At 70.0% G+C, this 18,897-nt stretch carries 14 protein-coding genes; 7 read left to right on the top strand and 7 right to left on the bottom strand.

Annotated features, from left to right (window positions below):
* The 3 genes from FHS42_RS00545 to FHS42_RS00540 all read right to left on the bottom strand — a co-directional run bounded on the left by FHS42_RS00545 (position 1) and on the right by FHS42_RS00540 (position 2,316).
* Entirely contained in the window at positions 1-504 is a 504-nt protein-coding gene (locus tag FHS42_RS00545; RefSeq protein WP_246494130.1) for a SigE family RNA polymerase sigma factor, read from the bottom strand.
* A gap of 64 nt (positions 505-568) precedes the next feature.
* Positions 569-1,042: a hypothetical protein gene (locus tag FHS42_RS36460; RefSeq protein WP_246494086.1), complete on the bottom strand. Its 474-nt coding sequence runs from the start codon at positions 1,040-1,042 to the stop codon at positions 569-571.
* A 236-nt stretch (positions 1,043-1,278) separates the two neighbouring features.
* A complete protein-coding gene (locus tag FHS42_RS00540; protein ID WP_184568482.1) occupies positions 1,279-2,316 on the bottom strand; it encodes an AraC family transcriptional regulator in 1,038 nt (345 codons plus the stop codon).
* A gap of 105 nt (positions 2,317-2,421) precedes the next feature.
* Between FHS42_RS00540 and FHS42_RS00535 the strand changes: the two genes are divergently transcribed.
* Complete coding sequence (locus FHS42_RS00535) at positions 2,422-3,285, top strand: NAD(P)H-binding protein (protein ID WP_184568481.1); 864 nt, start codon at positions 2,422-2,424, stop codon at positions 3,283-3,285.
* A gap of 181 nt (positions 3,286-3,466) precedes the next feature.
* Here FHS42_RS00535 and FHS42_RS00530 read toward each other — a convergent pair whose 3' ends face one another.
* From FHS42_RS00530 to FHS42_RS00520, 3 genes are all read right to left on the bottom strand, one after another.
* A complete protein-coding gene (locus FHS42_RS00530; RefSeq protein ID WP_312866643.1) occupies positions 3,467-3,928 on the bottom strand; it encodes an ATP-binding protein in 462 nt (153 codons plus the stop codon).
* A 437-nt stretch (positions 3,929-4,365) separates the two neighbouring features.
* Positions 4,366-5,145 (bottom strand): sulfite exporter TauE/SafE family protein, encoded by a 780-nt coding sequence (locus tag FHS42_RS00525; protein WP_184568480.1) that lies wholly within the window; start codon positions 5,143-5,145, stop codon positions 4,366-4,368.
* A gap of 87 nt (positions 5,146-5,232) precedes the next feature.
* The gene (locus FHS42_RS00520; protein ID WP_246494085.1) at positions 5,233-6,327 is read right to left on the bottom strand and encodes a TauD/TfdA family dioxygenase; all 1,095 of its coding nucleotides are present in this window, start codon (positions 6,325-6,327) and stop codon (positions 5,233-5,235) included.
* Positions 6,328-6,497: 170 nt separating this feature from the next.
* Between FHS42_RS00520 and FHS42_RS00515 the strand changes: the two genes are divergently transcribed.
* From FHS42_RS00515 to FHS42_RS00490, 6 genes are all read left to right on the top strand, one after another.
* Positions 6,498-7,763: a cytochrome P450 family protein gene (locus tag FHS42_RS00515; protein ID WP_184568479.1), complete on the top strand. Its 1,266-nt coding sequence runs from the start codon at positions 6,498-6,500 to the stop codon at positions 7,761-7,763.
* 564 nt (positions 7,764-8,327) lie between these two features.
* Entirely contained in the window at positions 8,328-9,260 is a 933-nt protein-coding gene (locus FHS42_RS00510) for an oxidoreductase (RefSeq protein ID WP_184568478.1), read from the top strand.
* Between the two features lie 219 nt (positions 9,261-9,479).
* The gene (locus FHS42_RS00505) at positions 9,480-10,895 is read left to right on the top strand and encodes a helix-turn-helix domain-containing protein (protein WP_184568477.1); all 1,416 of its coding nucleotides are present in this window, start codon (positions 9,480-9,482) and stop codon (positions 10,893-10,895) included.
* Between the two features lie 359 nt (positions 10,896-11,254).
* A complete protein-coding gene (locus FHS42_RS00500) occupies positions 11,255-14,767 on the top strand; it encodes a M28 family peptidase (RefSeq protein WP_184568476.1) in 3,513 nt (1,170 codons plus the stop codon).
* A 336-nt stretch (positions 14,768-15,103) separates the two neighbouring features.
* Positions 15,104-15,958: a PepSY domain-containing protein gene (locus FHS42_RS38060; protein ID WP_184568475.1), complete on the top strand. Its 855-nt coding sequence runs from the start codon at positions 15,104-15,106 to the stop codon at positions 15,956-15,958.
* Positions 15,959-16,541: 583 nt separating this feature from the next.
* Positions 16,542-17,699: an alkaline phosphatase PhoX gene (locus FHS42_RS00490; protein WP_184568474.1), complete on the top strand. Its 1,158-nt coding sequence runs from the start codon at positions 16,542-16,544 to the stop codon at positions 17,697-17,699.
* On the opposite strand, the gene FHS42_RS00485 is transcribed toward FHS42_RS00490, so the two are convergent.
* Positions 17,665-18,741 (bottom strand): ArsR/SmtB family transcription factor, encoded by a 1,077-nt coding sequence (locus FHS42_RS00485; RefSeq protein WP_184568473.1) that lies wholly within the window; start codon positions 18,739-18,741, stop codon positions 17,665-17,667. The two genes, FHS42_RS00490 and FHS42_RS00485, sit on opposite strands and share 35 nt — an antisense overlap.
* Positions 18,742-18,897 lie beyond the last annotated feature (156 nt).

The raw sequence follows: 18,897 nt of genomic DNA, 5'->3' as shown, positions 1-18,897 counted from the left end.
TCACCGCCCTGAAATGGTCGTCGCCGGCAGGGAATGGTCGCGCAGTTGGCGGGCGAGGGCGGCGCGGCCTCGGGACAGCCGCGCCTTGACCGTACCGACCGGCGCCCCGGTCTCCGCCGCGACCTCTTCCACGGGAAGGTCACACAGATGGTGCAGGACGATGGCGCGGCGCTGCTCCGCAGGAAGCCGTTTCAGCGCCTCGATGACCGCCACGCGCTCCGGGTCGGGCCCCTGCGCGTGGGCGGGGGCGCCGTGTCGGCGCCAGGCGTTGAGCGCGGATCGCGCACGGCGCCAGCGGCTGACCGCAAGGCGCCAGGCAACGGTGCGCACCCATGCTTCGGGGGAGCCGGTCGCGCTGAGTTCGGCGCGTCGTTTCCACGCGCGAATGAACGCCTCCTGCACCACGTCCTCCGCCTCGCTGAGATTGCCCGTCATCGCGTAGATCTGCCCGGTGACACGGTGCACGGCGGCGAGGTAGAAGGCGTCGAACTCCTCGGGACTCAGACCGGGTCCCGGCCCGGGGGCCGGCGCGCTGGGCCCCGGCCCCCAGGTGTCATCGTTGACCACGTCAGCGAGCGGGGCGACTCGTCGGCGTCGAGGGTGGCTCCGCCCCGCCCGTGCCCGGCGCGCTCGGCACGGGGCTGCCGGGCGAGACCACCTCTGGGACGGCGGTGGGCACGCTCGGCACAGGGACGGACGTGGCGGTCGGCTCCGGCGCACCATCGGGCACGGTCGGCACGGGGGCGGGCGTGCTCGGCGGCTCCGGAGTGGCGGTGACGGTCGGCTCGACGGGGTCCGGGGTGGCGGTCGGCTCGACGGGGTCCGGCGTCGATACCGAAACGGAGGGCCGGGGCGCGGGCTTGGAGCCGGAGTCGTCGGACGACGCGACGGCAACGCTGGTGGCGACCCCGATGGCCGCGAGGATGACGAGCCCGGCGGTAACGGCTCGGCGTGGGCTGGACAGGCGGATCATGGTGTCCTCGGTCAGGTCGGAGGGGTTCTGTCGTGACCCATACGCACCACCCGCCCCGTCAGGTTGCATCGACTTTTCGCAGGCCCGACATCGCCCTTCGCCCGGCTCGGCCGCCAGGCGCTCGCAGACGGCCGATGTCCACGGGAGCGTAACCCGGGGCGGGCGCGGAGCCTCAGCCGTTGGTTGGGGCCGGGGCTGGTGCTGGTGCGCGGGCTTCGGAGCTGGTTTTCGGGCTTGGTTTACGGGCTCGTTTTACGGGCCTGAGGCTGGGTTTCAAGCTTGGTTTACGGGCTGGGGGCTGGGTTTCAGGCTTGGGGCAGGGCCACGTGGCGTGAGGAGGGCTGGACCTGAGCTGGCTGGCTCGGCGGTGTGTGCTGCGAGCGCCCAGGCTGCGAGCGCCCAGCCCGCTGGGCCTGTGCCCGGTGGGCGCTTGGGCTCACGCCCCGTACCCGCTTGAACGCCACACTCAGCGCGAAGGCGTTGGCGTATCCGACCCGCCGCGCCACGGTCTCCACCGTCGTATCCGGCTCGCGTAGCAAGTTGGCGGCCAGCGTCATCCGCCACCCCGTCAGATACGTCATCGGCGGCTCGCCGACGAGCCGGGTGAAGTGGCGGGCGAGCGCGGCCCGCGATACGCCGGTCTTCGCGGCGAGCTCAGCCACGGTCCAGGCGTGCGCCGGGGCGTCGTGCAGCAACCGCAACGCGCGCCCCACCACGGGATCGCTCTGCGCCCGGTACCAGGCCGGAGCTCCCGCCTCCGGTCGGGCGAACCACGCGCGCAGCGTCGAGATGAGCAGCAGGTCCAACAGCCGGTCAAGGACGATCTGCTGGCCCGGCGCATCCCGCACGATCTCCTCGGCGACGACCGGCATCAGCGGGCAGTCCCAGCACTCCTCGGTGAGCACGATCACCGGCGGCAGCGCCGCGAGCAGCCGTTCGCCCACATCGCTGGTGAGCTGATATCCGCCGCTGAGCAGAAGCGCCGACCCTTCCTGGCTCTCCCCGTAGGTCCGCACGCCCAAGGTCAGCGCCTGGCTGACGTCCTGGCCGTCCGGCGTGGTGCAGCAGTCCGCGCTGTGGATCAGCACCTGGGGCGCGCTGCCGGGCCGGTCGGAGATGGTGTACGGCTGCGGGCCGCGCACCAGCGCGATGTCACCGCTACGCAGCGGCACCGGCGTCGTGCCTGCGCCCGGCGCGATCCAGGCGTCGCCGCGCAGCATGGTGACGAGCGCGAGCGGCGTGCCGTGCAGAAAGCGCAGCGACCAGGGCGGGGTCAGGATGGACTGATGGAACAGGGCCCCCCGGGCCCGTGCCCCGTCCAGAAGATCGGCGAGCGCATCCATGGGCGTCAGCGTAGACGGACACGTGTGCGACGCGTAGACGGGCGGACATGTCACAGAGCCTTTCAACCATGGTTCGTCTACCAGCCGACCGGTTGACTGGGGGCCATGACAGAGAACGATCTTTGGCAGGGGAAAGACCTTCTGGTGCTGGGTGGTACCGGCAAGACCGGGCGCCGCGTGGTGGAGCGGCTGACGGCACGCGGCCTGACGGTGCGGGTGGCATCGCGGTCCGCGGATGGTGGGCGGACGCGCTTCGTCTGGGAGGACGAGGAGACCTGGGGCCCGGCCCTTGCGGGCGTGGCCGCGGTGTATCTCGTACCGCCTGGTGAGCTGACGAGTTCGGAGTCGGCGCGCACGGTACAGGCGTTCGCGGGACGCGCCGTGGCCGCCGGGGTGCGGCGCATCGTGCTGCTGTCGGCGCGCGAGGGAGAGATGCTGATTGACGGCGAGCGGGCGGTGCGGGAGTCCGGGGTCGCCGAGTGGACGGTGCTGCGGCCGAGTTGGTTCGCGCAGAACTTCAGCGAGGACTTCTTCTACGAAGCCATCATCGCCGGCGAGCTGCGGCTGCCGACCGGGGCGGGCCGCGAGCCGTTCATCGACGTGGAGGACATCGCCGATGTGGCGGTGGCAGCGCTGACGCAGGACGGACACGCAGGCCAGACATATGACCTGGCCGGGCCGCGGCTGCTGACCTTCGGCGACATCGTCGCGGAGATCGCCCAGGCGACGGGGCGGGAGATCAGCTACACACCGCTCAGCGATGAGCAGTTCACCACTGAGCTGACACAGGCGAACGTGCCGCCGGAGTTCATCGCGGTGTTGAACCGGCTGTTCACCCAGATCAGGACCGGCAAGAACGATCACCTATCGGACGGCGTCCAGCGCGCGTTGGGGCGCGAGCCGCGCGACATCAGCGGCTATATCGAGACAACGGCGGCCTCCGGGGTGTGGGCAGCGCACGCGGCGTGAACCGTGGGCCGCTTCATGCGGCGTGCGCGCCGTGAGCCGTGCACCACACGCACACGCCATGCGCCGTGAGCCGTGAGCCAGTACGGTGCACTACACGCCGTGCGCCGTGCACCGTGCGGAACCAGCGGGCCAGGAACGGGTGGGCCCTCGCCGGCATGGCGAGGGCCCGTTGTGCCGCGGCCTAGGAGCGGACGTGAACGACCCGCTTCAAATCGAATTCCGCCCATACGTCCTTGCCGATGTTCCGCTCTTGTACGCCCCACCGGGCCGCCACCGCATCCACGATGAGCAGCCCCCGCCCGAACTTGTCCTCGGGCGTCGGCTGCCGGGTTCGCGGCAACCGCTCGCCCTTGGGGTCACTGACGGCGATCCGCAGCACCGCGTTGGTCAACGTGAGCTGCACCCGAAACAACCGTCCGCGCAGCGCGCCATGGAGCACGGCATTGCTGGCCAACTCCGAGACGATCAAGGCCGCGTCGTCCGCGAGGGCGGACTGCCCCCACTCAGCGACGACTCGCGCGGCACGCCGACGAGCTTGCGATACGCTTTTCGGATACGGCGTGTAATCGAATCGGTCATACGCTACGGCGGATTGGCCGGGGTCGCCGTCTAGACCGGACGGGCCTTGGGGCGCCAATGTCACCACACACCTCCAGGAAGAACGGTCCTGCGCACGCCAACTCGGTTCGCCCAGCGATCTCCGCGGGGGCCGGTCGCTGTGCGAGCGATCAACTACGGAATGTAGTGCCACACGGCTGATCCTTTTACTCGCCCGCGAGCCGATTCCCTCCGTTTTCAGCCGCTTGTGGCGCAGCGTGCTCCACCGCCACCCCCGATTCGGCCCACACCCTTCGTGCCGACGCCGCTACGCCAGCGGGCAGCCGGCTGAGATCGCCCGTGCCGACACGTGGCGTCACCGCCACCAACGTGCGGGAACGTGCACGCCAAGACCGCGAGAACCTAGTCCGCGTCCCCTCGGGGACACCGGCGCTCGCGGACACCGGCGCTCGGGCACACCGGCGCTCGGGCACACCAACGATCGAGCACCTCGGCGCTCGGGCCCCGAACGGTCAAGGACGGTCAAGCCACCCACTCGTCGTACCCGAGTTTGCACACCAGCGTCACCACGACCACCACCAGCACCACGCGCACAAAGCCACTCCCCCGCTTCAGCGCCATATGGGCGCCGAGCATGCCGCCACCCAGGTTGAAGAGGGCCATGGGGGCGGCGATGGACCACAGGACCTGGCCTTGGGCGCTGAACGTGATCAGTGCGCCCAGGTTGGTGCAGGTGTTGACCACCTTGGTGGTGGCCGAGGCCGTGACCAGGTCCATGTGGAGGATTGCCGCGAAGGCGATGACCAGGAACGTACCGGTGCCCGGGCCGATCAAGCCGTCGTAGAAACCGAGGCCGAGGCCCGCCACCAAGATCGCCACCAGGACGCGTCTGCGGGTCACCGGGCCCGTACCGGAGACCGCGCCGAAGGTGGGGCGCAGCAGGACGAAGGCCAGCACCACGAGCAGGATCACCATGATCAGAGGGCGCAGGACGTCGCTGTTTATGCCGGCGGCGAAGAACGCACCACCGAGGGAGCCGACGATCGCCGCCAGGCCGATGCGGATGGCGGTGCGTACGTCTACCGGGGCCTTGCGCGTGTAGGTGACCGCGGCGGCGGCGGTGCCGACGATCGACACGGCCTTGTTCGTGCCCAGTGCGTGTGCCGCGGCCATATGCGGGAGCCCGACCAGCAGGGCCGGAAGTTGGAGGAGGCCGCCGCCGCCCACCACCGCGTCGATCCAGCCCGCCGCCGCGGCGGCGAGGCACAACAGGAGAAGCGTCAGCAGGGATATGTCGTGCATCGTCGCCTCTCGGGCCGTCGCGCCCGCACGACCGCCATGGTCCCTACCGCCGGTCGGTGCCAGCGGGTCGGGCCGAACGTCAGCGGGTCAGGCTGCGGCCGTACGCGCGTAGCAACGGCGCAGCCAGCGCGCGTGATCCGGCGCGGCGGGCTCGAAGGGGAGCCGCCGATGCATCACCCTACGGTTGTCAAAAACATGGAAGCCGCCCGCCTCCACCATGATGGGCACCCCCTTGCACGCGGCGACCCGTTCCGCAAAGCGCGTCAGCGCCTCCTGCGCCGCCGCCGTACGGCCGGTGACCCGCCCCGGCCCGTACCGCACACCGGTGTGCCCGTCCGGCAGCGTCCACAGGATCGGAACTCCGCTGCGCACCGGCGGCGCTGCGGGCCGCCCCCCGCAAGGCTCCGACGCGGCCCCGTAGGACTCAGGCGCCGTCACGTCGAAGGCAGGTTGCCGCAGTGCGGTGGCCGTCGTGGCGGGCAGGTCGGCCAACACCTCGTCCACCGGCAGCAACCAGGTCGGAACGCGCTCGGTGTTGCGCATGCCGTAGAAGGAGAGAAAGTGCGGAATGGATTCTTCTGGGGCACCGTCCGGGTGGTGATCGAGCACCGAGTCGTCGGTGTGCCAGTCCAGACCCGTGGCGTAACCCCATGAGGTTTGGCTGCGAGCGGCGCCGGCGCTGGGCGCGACGTTACGGACGAGCCGGCCGTGGTTTTCCCACCGGTACGCGACCGGCTCCAGGCCCAGAAGCCGCAGCAGCCCGAAGTGGACCAGGTTGGGAATCCTCAACAGCGCCTCGTCGCAGAACCCGGCGCGTGGCGTGGGCACATCGGCATCGGTCTGCGGCAGGCCCGTCAGCTCCAGCCATGGGGCCGGGGCGCGCCGCCAATGGGTGAGCCGCTCCAACGTCGCGGTGGGCAACTGCTCGCCCAGCATCCGCGCGCCCTGCTCCAGATAGCGCCCCGGGTCGTCATCAGGCAGCGGCTCATCAGGGCGCGGCTCAAGGAGGGGCGCGTCAAGGAGCGGCGCGGCAGGTCGCGGCGCGTCAAGAGGGAGCCCGTGCGGGAGGGGCGCGTCAAGGGGGCGGGCGTCGGGCAGTGGCGCGGGGGCCGGTGCCGCCGTGGGGTGGGCCGCGGCGGGTCGTCGTTTGCGTAGCGGCCCGGTCGCCGGTGTTGCCGTCATGATCACGAGGGTAGGAACATGACGGCGGCACGTCCGCGAACTGGCTGATTATTGAGGTAGTTCTGAGGTTTCCGATGTCCTGCCTGTCAGCTCTTTTTCCGCCGTACCGTGGTTACGCTGAGCCCCACTGGACTGGCCTCAACGGCCGGCGCGCAACGGGGAGATAGCCCATGACCGATCACCAAAGATGCCCTGTCACCCTTCCGCATCGGCTTGACCCCGGTGGGGCCAACCAGCATGGCGTCAACGCTGGCCTGCGGGAACACGGTGCGGCCGTGCCCATCGTGTTGCCGGGGGAGGTATCCGCTTATGCCGTCGTACGGCACGAGGAGCTTGAGGAGTTCCTCGGCGACCCCGCCGTCGCGAAGGATTCCTGCCACTTCGCAGCCCTGCACGCCGGGGAGTTGCCCGCGAACTGGCCGCTGACCGCGTTCGCCACCGTCCAGGGCATGACCACCGCCGATGGCGACGAGCACCGAAGGTTGCGCGGCCTGGTCACCAAGGCGTTCACGCCGCGCCGGGTGGAGGCGCTGCGCCCGCGCGTGAGGGAGCGGACCGAGCAGTTGCTCGACCAGCTTGCCGATACCGCATCCGCCGCCCCCGATGGCATCGTCGATCTGCGCGAACACTTCGCCCTGCCGCTGCCGCTCGGCGTGATCTGCGAACTGCTCGGTGTGGACCCCACACACGAGAAGCGGCTGCACGAGCTGTCACACGACATCGTGAGCACCGCCGCAACCCCGCAGCGGGCGAAGGCCGCAACCCAGGAGATGTACGGCATCTTGTCGCAGGTGGCCGCCGATCGGCGGGCCGCCCCCGGGGGCGATCTGACCAGTGCCCTGATCGCGGCCAAGGAGGAGGACGGCGACCGGCTCAGCGAGGAAGAGTTGGCCGCAACCCTGCTGCTGATGATCATCGCCGGGCATGAGACCAATCTGCATCTGATCACCAACGCGGTGCGCGCCCTGAGCGGCCACCGCGACCAACTCGCGCTCGTATTGTCCGGTGCGGTCGGTTGGGATGCGGTGGTCGAGGAAACCCTGCGCTACGACAGTCCGGTCAGCTTCTTCCCGTTCCGCTATCCGACCACCGATGTGACCGTCGGCGACACGGTCATCCCGCGCGGGGCCCCGGTGCTCGCCTCGTACACCGCCGCGGGGCGCGATCCGCTGGCTTACGGGCCGGACGCCGACCAGTTCGACATCACGCGCGAGACCGATGTGCGCAACCTTGCCTTCAGCCACGGCGCGCACTACTGCCTGGGCGCCCCGCTGGCGCGGCTGGAGTCCACGATCGCGCTGGAGATGCTGTACGCGCGCTTCCCCGACCTCACGCCGGCGGTGCCCGAGGCCGAACTGCCGCCGCACCCGAGCTTCATCGGCAACAGCACGCACACCCTCCCGGTCCGGCTCACTGGCGGCGACGAGGCGCGCTGAGGGCAACGTTGCCTACGGGAAACGGAGGTGATGCGGCCGGGCAACAGCGGCGTCGCACGCTACGGGGCATGACGTCGCCCACCCGGTCGCACGCCGGTCACCCACGAACACGCCCAGCGCAACCGATGCGCCGCCCGGCACCTCCGCCCGGCACCTCCGTGCGGGGGTGAGACGCGGTGGCGGTACGCGGTGCAGTACTCGGGGCAGGTACGCGGGGCAGGGCTCGGTTCGGTTGACGATCGATCTGGAGCTGCGTATCGGGGCCCGCGCTCCCCGCACAAGCTCAAGTCCGCCGTCTTCGGCTGCGCCCGCGAGTGTGCCGAGGCGTGGCGATCGTCACCGGGCCCCACCGCGACGCCGGCGTCGGTCTGCCCTAAGCTCGTGCCGCGAGTACGTAAGTTACCCGGCGGTTACGAAGCGCGGCGGCCCGGCTCTGTCGGTTCTGGCAGCTCTGGCAGCTCTGTCACCTCTAGCAGCTCTGCCGGTTTCAACAGCTCTGCCGGTCAGGTGCCCGCGCCGCGTACCCGCCCACTGCCGTGCCGAGTGCGAAGGAGAGCCAACACCATGGGCTGGACCGCGCAAGACATCCCCGACCAGAGCGGCCGTACGGCCATCGTGACCGGCGCCAACAGCGGCATCGGCCTCGTCACAGCCCGCGAACTCGCCCGCAAGGGCGCCCACACGGTGCTGGCCTGCCGCTCCGCGGCCCGCGCCCGGGAGGCCGAAGAACTCATCCGGCGCGAGGTGCCCGGCGCGGATATCGCCTTCGCCCCCCTCGACCTCGCCGACCTTTCCTCCGTACGGGAGTTCGCGGATTGCGTGGAGCTCCCGGGCAACCGGCTCGACCTGCTGATCAACAACGCGGGCGTGATGGCGCTGCCCCCGCGCCGCACGGCCGATGGCTTCGAGCTACAGATGGGCACCAACCACCTCGGCCCCTTCGCGCTGACCGGGCTGCTACTGCCGAGGCTGCTCGCGGCCGGCGCCGGCGCCCGCGTGGTGACCGTTTCCAGCGCCCTGCACTACACGGCCAAGGTGGACCTCACCGACCTCCACATGGACCGGCGTTACCGTCGCTGGATCGCCTACGGCCGCTCCAAGAGCGCCAATCTCCTGTTCACCCACGAGCTCGCGCGCAAGCTGCGCGCCTCGGGCTCGGACCTGGTCGCCGCCGCCGCGCAGCCGGGCTACGCGGCCACGAATCTGCAAACCCGCGGCCCGGCGATGGAAGGCCGGCGGATCGCCGAGCGGGGAGCGGCGCTCATGACCCGGGTCGTCGCCCAGAGCGCGGAGGCGGGTGCGCTGCCCAGCCTGTACGCGGCGACCGCGCCCGGTGTGGGCCCCGACTCCTTCATCGGGCCCCGCGTCCAGCTCTGGCGTGGCTCGCCGACGCGTTCTTGGCGGGCGAGGTGGACGCTGGACGACCGGCTGTCGCAGCGGCTGTGGGAGGCGTCCGAAGAGTTGACCGGAGTGCGGTACGGGGCTCCGATCCCGTGAGGCAGCGACCGGGTGCCGGTTCGGCCGGCGGATCGGTGTCCCCGTTGTCTCACGCGCCGTGACACGTCCCGAAGTCAGCTTTGGGTAAAGCACGTATACGCCGCATTCCCTGAACCGTTAATCTCCGGGCTCAGCCGACGCAGCAGCACCCGGTGTGTGAGCCCTACGCAAGCCGCCGTCGGCAGGTCGGCGAGCGCGCAGTCACGGACAGGAGTGGCCATGCCCGTCAAGGATGCCCCGGTGTCGGAAGTATGGGCCGAGTTCGGACGGCAGCTTCGGCACTGCCGGCGGCGGGCCGGTCTGACGCAGCAGCAACTCGGGGTGCGGGTGGGCTTCCACCACAGCCTGGTCAGCAAGTGGGAGAGCGGAAAGCGGGAGCTGCCGACGCCCCTGGTGCGGCGTCTTGACTCGGTGCTCGGCGCCGGCGGCGCGCTGTCGGCGATCGCAGCGGGCGCACACGGCTCGCCCACGAGCTGGCCCGGCGGCTCGCCCTGGGATACCGCGTCGCTGTTCTTGCCGGTGCCGGGCGGGCGGCAGCCCGGGCTGCTGGCTGCACTGTTCGTGGACGACTGGCCGGCCAGCTTGTCCGTACAGGGTCCGCGATGTCCCTTGCATGCGCGTATGGACTGCGCCGTGCCCGCGCTGGGTGAAACTCGCGTGCTGCTGGCCCGGCTGCACCGGGCCGCCGAGGACCGGCTACCGGTGGCCACGGACCCGGATACCGTGCACGGGTTGGCGGGCCTGCTGAGCTGCCAGGTGCGGATGAGCCTGGGCGGCACGCCAACGGCCCTGCTCGTCGGCACCGTCGAACGGGTGCTGCGCTCGGTCCTTTCCTGGGCGGAGTCCGTCCATGCCACGGGCACGTTCCCCACCGCGCAGCTCCGGCTGGCGGCCGACTATGCGCAGTTGGCGGGCCGGCTGCGCATGGAGCGGGGGCAAAGTGCCATCGCGATGGCCTGGTTCTGCCACGGGCTGCGCTGGGCCCAAAGCGCCGACGACGTCGTGGCGCGCGGCATCTTGCCCAGTGATCTGAGCACCCTGGCCCGGCTCGACGGCGATGCGACCGCCGCCCTGGGGTATGCCCGGGCCATCGCGTCGGTGGACCCGGGCCGGGGGTGGATCATGACGCTGACGCATGTGTACCAGGCGCGTGCGTACGCCGTGCTGTGCGATGGCGCCGAGACCCGCCGTCAGGTCACGCTCGCCCGACGTAGGCTCGCCGCGCTGGGCCGGCAAGATGAGGCCGAGGCGCCCTGGCTGTACGGCGCCGAGGGGGTGCTGCGGGTCGAGTCCGCGGTGGGCGGGGCGCTACGAGATCTGGCCGCCGCGACCGGTGACCGGGCGACGGCCAGGGACGCGGTGCAGGCCACGGCCGACTCGCTGGCACAGGTCCCGGCCCGGATGACCCTGGCCCGTCTGTTGTTGACGGTACGTCTCGCCGACTGCCACGCGAGTGCCGGCGATCCGGACGCGGCGCTGGCGCTCGCCGGCCCGGTGCTGGAACAGGCGGGCCGCGCGCGGCAAATGACGATCTCCCGCGAGCTGCACGGCCTGGAGTCTCGGCTCACCGAGCGCTGGGGGCAGCTCCACTCGGTACGCGACTTCGGCGAACGGCTACGAGCCAGCACCGGCTGACCCTGCACTACCACTGCCACCACCCCCGCGCCGGCGATCGGCACCCCCGCGCCCCTTCACACAGCTACAACCGGCATCATGGCGCTGCACGGCCCGGCCGCCCTTGGCGCTTTGCGCCCTTCTCTCCCTGCCCGGTGCCCGGTTATCGGTCAGCACTTTCCGGTTGTTGACAGAAGCCGCTCACGCCCGGCGATCCGTTGACGCCGCAGGCCCCCAGATGTGACGGTGCGGCGGCTTAGTCATGGACATGTTGTGTACGCCGCGTACGACCGTGCCCCTGCCGGTCGGTGAGCGATCCCACACATGGCCCTGACCAGGTGGCTCAACTGAAAAGCTCGCGATCCCCCCAAGGAGCCAATGTGCTACGAAGAATCACGGTGGTCGGCGTGTCTTTGGCCGTCACCCTCGGCATAGCCGCGCTGCCCGCCGTTGCGACCGCGACGGCGACACCGGCGGACACCCCGTCGAAGTCCCCCGCCGCTGCCGCCGATCCGACCCAACGGGCGATCGCCGCAGCCGACAAGGCCACCGCCAGCGGCCTCGACGCGCTGGCGAAGGGCCCGAACGAGCGGTTCGAACGCCGCAGCGTCACCCCGTGGCTGCGCGGCTTGTACTCGATCGCGTACGAGCGCAGCTACCACGGGCTGCCCGTTGTCGGCGGTGACGCCGTCGTCCTCGCGGACAGCAAGGGCTCGGTGCGCGGAACCCAGTCGGCCAGCTCCGGCAAGATCAACGTCTCCACCAGGGGCAAGATCAACGCGGAGTCCGCCGAGAAGATCAGCCGCACCAAGCTGAAGAAGGTGGACCGCCGCGAGTCGCGCCGACTGGTAGTGCGGATCTATGAGGGCAAGTCGCACCTGGCCTGGGAGACCGTCCTCATCGGCTCGACCGCCACCAGCCCGAGCCGGCTGCATGTGTTCGTGGATGCGCACACCGGCAAGGTCGTGGACTCCTACGACGACGTACGCGCCGGCACCGGCAACAGCAAGTGGAACGGCCCGAACCCGCTGACCATCGACACCACGGCTTCGGGCAGCCAGTACCAGCTGAAAGACCCCAAGCGCCCCGGTCTGAGCTGCGCCGACTACAACGGCGGCAGCGTCATGACCAAGTCAACTGACAGTTGGGGCACCGGCAATCCCACCAGTAAGGAGACCGGCTGCGTCGATGCGATGTGGGCGGCCCAAAAAGAGTGGGACATGCTCAAGGAGTGGCTCGGTCGTAACGGGCACAACGGCCAGGGCGGAAGCTGGCCGGTGCGCGTGGGCCTGAACGAGCAGAACGCCTATTGGGATGGCTCCCGGATCACCATTGGCCACAACCGCGCCAACGAGTGGATCTCGGGCATGGACGTCGTGGGCCATGAGTTCGGCCACGGCATCGACCAGTTCACCCCGGGCGGCGCCAACAACGAGGCCGGTCTCGGCGAGGCGACGGGCGACATCTTCGGTGCCCTCACCGAGGAGTACGCCAACGAGCCTTCCCCGTACGACACTCCCGGTGACTACCTCGTCGGCGAGATGATCAACCTGAGCGGCAACGGTCCGATCCGCAACATGTACGACCCCTCCAAGGTCGGCAACCACCCGCGGTGCTACACCTCGGCCATCCCCAACACCGAGGTGCACGCGGCGGCCGGCCCCCTCAACCACTGGTTCTACCTGCTCTCCGAGGGCTCCAACCCCGGGGGCGGCAAGCCGACGAGCCCGACCTGTAACAACTCCTCGGTCACCGGCGTCGGCATCCAGACGGCCGGCAAGGTCTTCTACGGCGGCATGCTGCTCAAGACCAGCGGCATGACCCACAAGAAGTACCGTACGGCGACCCTGACCGCGGCCAAGGGCCTCGACCCGTCCTGTGACCTGTTCAAGAAGACGCAGGCCGCCTGGGACGCCATCAGCATCCCCGCCCAGTCCGGTGACCCGTCCTGCACCAGCCAGGGCGGCGACTTCTCGGTATCGGTCAGCCCCGCAACGGGCAGCGTCGATCCGGGCTCGGCCGCGACGGCGACCATCGGCACCTCGACCACCAGCGGTGAAGCGCAGTCCGTCACCCTGTCCGCGTCCGGCGCTCCGGCGGGCGCGAACGTGACCTTCACCCCGTCGTCGGTCACCTCCGGCGCCAGCTCCACCATGAAGGTCACCACCTCGGCGAGCACCGCCCCCGGCACGTACACGATCACCGTGACCGCCAAGGGCAGCGCCACCCACACCGCGCAGTACACGCTGACCGTGAACGGCAGCAACCCCAGCCCCGGCGCCCCGGACATCGACGTCGCCAAGGTGCAGGCACATCTGTCCGAGTTCCAGAGCATCGCCAGCCGTAACGGCGGCAACCGCAAGTCCAACAGCCAGGGCTATCGCGACTCCGTCTCCTACGCCAAGGGTAAGCTCCAGGCCGCGGGGTACACCGTCACCGAGCAGCCCTGCACCTCCGGTTGCAGCTCAGGCTCGGGCCCGAACCTGATCGCCGAGTGGCCCAAGGGCGACGCGTCGAAGACGTACATGTTCGGTGCGCACCTGGACAGTGTCGGGGCAGGCCCCGGCATCAACGACAACGCCTCGGGCTCGGCCGCGCTCCTGGAGACGGCCCTGGTGCTCGCACAGAAGAACCCGACCATGGCGAACCGGGTGCGGTTCGGCTGGTGGACGGACGAAGAGCAGGGCCTCAACGGCTCGAAGTTCTATGTCGGTTCGCTCTCCACGACGCAGAAGTCGCAGATCAAGGCGTACTACAACTTCGACATGATCGCCTCGGTCAACGGCGGCTACTTCGTCAACCACATCAGCTCCGCCGCGGCGCAGCCGATGAAGGAGTACTGGGAGTCCCTCAACCTTCAGCCGGAGGAGAACACCGAGGGCGCAGGCCGCTCCGATGACTACTCCTTCGAGCAGTCGAACATCCCGACCTCCGGGTACGCCACGGGCGCCAGCTACCGCAAGACCGCGGCCCAGGCCACGAAGTGGGGCGGCACCGCGAACGGCGCTTACGACCCCTGCTACCACCAGTCATGCGACACCACCAACAACATCAACGCCACGGCGCTGAACCGCGGCGTGGACGGCATCGCGTACACCCTGTGGAAGCAGGCGGTCTCCGAGACGGTGCCGGACGACGACTTCTCGTTGTCGGTCAGCCCCGCGACGGGCAGCGTTGACCCGGGCTCATCGACCAACGCCACCGTCGTGACGGCGACCACCAATGGCTCGGCGCAGCCGGTCCAGCTGTCGGCCTCGGGTGCTCCTGCCGGCGTGCAGGTGTCCTTCGATCCGCAGACGGTGACCTCGGGCGGCAAGTCCGCCATCACCATCACCGCGTCGTCGGCGGCCAAGGCCGGTACGTACACCCTCACCATCACGGGTACTGGCAAGTCCACCCACAGCGCCACCTACAGCCTGACCGTGGGCGGCGGCACGCCGGGCTGTGACGAGCAGCTCATCGTCAACGGCGGCTTCGAGAGCGGCAGCACGCCGTGGACCGGAAGCACCGGGGCGATCGGCGCGCACGCGGGCCAGTCCGCGCACAGCGGCAGCCGCTTCGCGTGGCTCGGCGGTTACGGCAACGCCACGAACGACACCATCAGCCAGTCGGTCACCGTGCCCACCGGCTGCACCAATGCCACGCTCAACTACTGGCTGCACGTGGACACCGACGAGACGGAGAACACGGCGTACGACACGTTCACCGTCAAGGCCAACGGCACGACAGTGGCCACGCTTGACAACACCGACGCGGCAAGCGGCTACCAGGAGCGCAGCGTTGACCTCAGCTCGTACGCGGGCCAGAAGGTCACGTTGACGTTCGCCTCCACCGAAGACACCAACCTGCAAACCAGCTTCGTCGTGGATGACGTCACGGTGAAGGTCACCTGACGGCACCACGCGACGAGGTCTAGTGCGGGCGGTCGGTCCCTGACCGGCTGACGGCACATGACCGGCAACGAAACGACACACGGCAAGCGGCGCCGCCATGCGACATGGCGGCGCCGCGAGCATGTGGGGGCGGTCCGCTGGCGCACGCAATGAACGGCGCGCGGGTATGTGCGCGGGCGCCGGTGCGGGCCTGGAGTGCGTGCGCGGGTGCGTGCGCGGGCGCGGGTGCGTGCGGGCCAGCTGGCCGGCCATCCGCCGCCCGAGCCGGGTCAGGCGATGGGGTGAATGTGGGCCCGGGCCGAGTGCCCCGGCGGGTCGCCGGTTAGGCGTCACTGCATGAGACGTGTGTGCAGTCGTACGCGGCCCCTGGGCCGCCACCCCCGGCCCCTCCGCGTCGCCACGGCCGTGTGCGCCCTGGCCACCTGTGCCGCGCTGCTGGCCGGGTGCGGGGACGATGGCGACGACGGCGGCGACAAGCGATCCCCGTCCGCGACCATCGCCGAGCCGTCGAAGAGCGCCCCGTCGAGCCCGAACCAGCCCGGCGACCCCTCGGGCTCGGGCCGGCTCACCGAGGATCAGTCCGAGCGTAAGGCGCTGATCCCGATGGCCAAGGTCGGCTACGCCAAGGCGGCCGATACGGCGGTCGCAAAGGTCCCCGGCGGCCGGCTCGCCGACCTTGAGCTCAAGGGCTCGGGCGGCGGCCACCCCAGCGGCGACGACGGCAGGGCCAACAAGACCAACAGGGTCAACGGGATCAACGGGGTCAACGGGGTCAACGGGGTCAACGGGATTAACAGAGCCGGCAGCCCGAGCCCGACGATGAGCGGGCAGCCGAAGGATGCCGAGTGGATCGCCACGGTCGCCGCCAAGGACGGAACCGCGCATACCGTACGCATCGACGCCGCGTCCGGCAAGGTGCTCCACTCCGCCGCCGAAGCCGACCAGGACGCCGACGACAAGCGGGAGCTGGCCCAGCGGATCGCCAAGGCCAAGCAGACGCCCCAGCAGGCGGCCAAGGTCGCCACCGGCAAGAAGAACGGCACGGTCAGCTCCATCGAGTTGGACGACAACGACGCGGGCACGCTCCTGTGGTCCGTGGATGTCGTCACACCGAAGGACTGGAACAAGACCACCTACGACGTGGACGCAACGACCGGGAAGGTCACCCGCGAACACGTCGATCGCGACTGACGCCACCAACCACCAACCAGCACCCCGCGCCCGACCGCCCGGCCGCCCGGCCTAATCTCAAGGCCAAGGCCAAGGCCCGCGCGCCGGCGCCCGAAGGCCCCCACGCTGGCGCCCGTCGCCCGGGCGCGCGCCCGCGCAGCTCCTTCGCGGGCTGCTCCCGGGCTGTTGCCGGGCTGTTCCCGGGCTGTTCCCGGGCCGCTTACGAGCCCGGTCATGCTGCCCAGAATTAACTCGTAGCGCGCAGGTCGGACACCTCATGGCCCGGCCACGCCCCCGCGCGCACCCATGGCGCGTCCGGCACAGACGCCCGGCCTAGCGCCCTCATCAGGCCGGGGCCAAGGCCGTGCTGGGAGCGAGACGGCGCGTGGCTGCGGGAAGGGGCGGGGTGGGGAAAGGGGGGCGAACTTCAGCCATCACCTCGTACTCGCTCCGCCACCAGTTGTTGCTGCTCCGTCAACACCCGCCTTGTAGTCTCCGCGCCCTGAAGGCACCGCCTACCAGCACTTCCCCCAACGGCAGTTGGGCGGCGTCTGACCGGCAGGCCACCCGGCCGCCGGCCGTCTTCGATCCCGTGGAGTGGACCGTGGAACGACGTACCTTCCTGCGCGGCGCAGTCATCGGCACCTCAGTAGCAACCTTCGGCGGCACGTTGATGCGCGGAGCCGCCTATGCCGCCCCGGCCCAGCCGGGCCCCGGCCCGTACGGGGCGCTTGCCGCCGCTGACGGCAATGGCATCCAGTTGCCCAGCGGCTTCACCAGCCGGGTGATCGCCCGATCCGGCCAACAGGTCACCGGCACCTCGTACACCTGGCACAACGCCCCCGATGGGGGCGCCTGTTATGCCGATGGGACGGGCTGGATCTACGTCTCCAACTCGGAGATCAACCCGGGCGGCGGCGTGGGCGCCGTGAAGTTCAACTCTTCGGGCACCATCACCGGAGCGCACCGCGTGCTCTCCAACACGCGGCAGAACTGCGCCGGCGGCAAGACGCCGTGGAACACCTGGCTGTCCTGTGAAGAGGTCAGCCTCGGTTACGTGTACGAGAGCGACCCGTGGGGCGTCAACGCGGCGACCAGGCGCGATGCGATGGGCCGTTTCAAGCACGAGGCCGCAGCTGCGGACCCGGTCCGTAAGGCGATCTACCTGACCGAGGACGAGTCCAACGGCTGCTTCTACCGTTTCGTCCCCACGACGTGGGGCAATTTGTCCGCCGGCACTCTCCAGGTACTCAAGGCGGGTACGGCCACCTCTGGCTCGTTCACGTGGGCCAACGTGCCCGACCCGGACGGTTCGCCGACCGTGACCCGCGACCAGGTCTCGGGCGCGAAGCGGTTTAACGGTGGCGAGGGGTGCCACTACGCGAACGACACCGCCTGGTTCACCACCAAGGGTGACAACCGTGTGTGGAAGCTCAACTTGGCCTCCAGCACGTACGAGTTGGCCTATGACGACTCGCTGGTCAGCGGGAGCGCCCCGCTCACCGGGGTGGACAACATCACCGGTGCCGCGTCGGGCGACCTGTTCGTCGCCGAGGACGGCGGCAACATGGAGATCTGTGTGCTCACTCCGAGCGATGTGGTGGCTCCGTTCTTGCGGATCAGTGGCCAGTCGGGGTCGGAGATCACCGGGCCGGCCTTCTCGCCGAACGGGCAGCGGCTGTACTTTTCCAGCCAGCGCGGCACGACGGGTAGTTCGTCGGGTGGCATCACCTACGAGGTGACGGGCCCGTTCCGCTCGTAACCACGGGTCTGTCGGCCGGCCGGTCCGCCGCAGGAGGGGCGGGCCGGTCGCCTCGTGGACCACCTGGTCGATCCCCGGAGGCGCCGCCGCGCAGCAAGGCGGCGCCTAGCGGCGTGAGCGTGTGCAGGACGGCGCTTCCTTGGCGCAGCGTGACCAGCAATCCGGCGTCCCGTAGCACGGTGGCGTGTTGGCTGGCGGAGGCCAGCGAGACCCCGACTCTGCGGGCGAGTTCGCTGGTGGTGCATCCGGCGCCGATGCCCTCAAGGACGGCGGACCGGGTGGAGCCGACGAGCTTGACCAGCGAGCGTGCGGGCGAGACCAGCGCGGGGCCCGACGCGTGCTCCAGCGGGTAGACGAGGACCGGCGTCAGCGCCGGGTTGTGATAGGTCACTGGCGTACGGCGGCAGAAGAACGAGGGCAGCAACAGCAGGCCGCGTCCGTCCAGATGCAGGTCCCGATCGACGGGGTAGTCCACTTCGAGCACCGGCGACCGCCAGCGCATGGTGGCGGGCAGCGAGCTCAGCAGCCCGTCCACGCCGCCGTCCAGGAGAGCTCGGCCGCGTGCGGCCCGGTCTGCCTCGACGCGGCCGTGAAGATGCGACCAGTGCGGTGCGATGGCGGCCCGGTGGTAATCGCGCAACGTGTCCACGAGTCGGGCCAGGGCCCGATCTGAGCCGTCCCCATCGGCCATGGGCCGCATCCACGCGGGTAAGGGGCGTCCCGCGGGGAGCTTGGATATCTCCGCGCGTAACCTCTCGGGCGGTGTCGCCCGGACCGCTTCCATCGCCTCCTCGACGCTGATGACGCCCTCTGGTGGCGTCAGGAAGTCAGGAAAATAGCCGCGCTGTGGCACCAGTGGTGCCAGCAACCGGGTCTCGGAATTGAGTCGCGCCCGCGTTTGCGAACGCCATTCACCGAAGACCAACTCTGCTTGTTTCTCACGAAGTCGATGGAAACTTAAAACAGTTTCCCAGAGTGCGTCCGGGCGAGCGGCCATCCGCAGCCGCGCCAGATCCACGCTTGTGAAATGGACGCGCAGCACCAAACCCCCACATGTGGCATCCGTAGTCCCCCCAATCCCTGAGTATGCACCCCAACACAAGCAGTCACCACGCCCTTTTGGCCAGAGTTGAAACGGGTCGCGCTCCAACATGTCCAAGCGGAATGCTGGGACGTGGGAAAAGGCAGGGGCATTTTC

This window comes from Streptomyces zagrosensis (assembly GCF_014203645.1).
In the GTDB taxonomy this organism is placed as follows: Bacteria; Actinomycetota; Actinomycetes; order Streptomycetales; family Streptomycetaceae; genus Streptomyces; species Streptomyces zagrosensis.
This window is presented reverse-complemented; position numbering and strand designations above follow the sequence as displayed.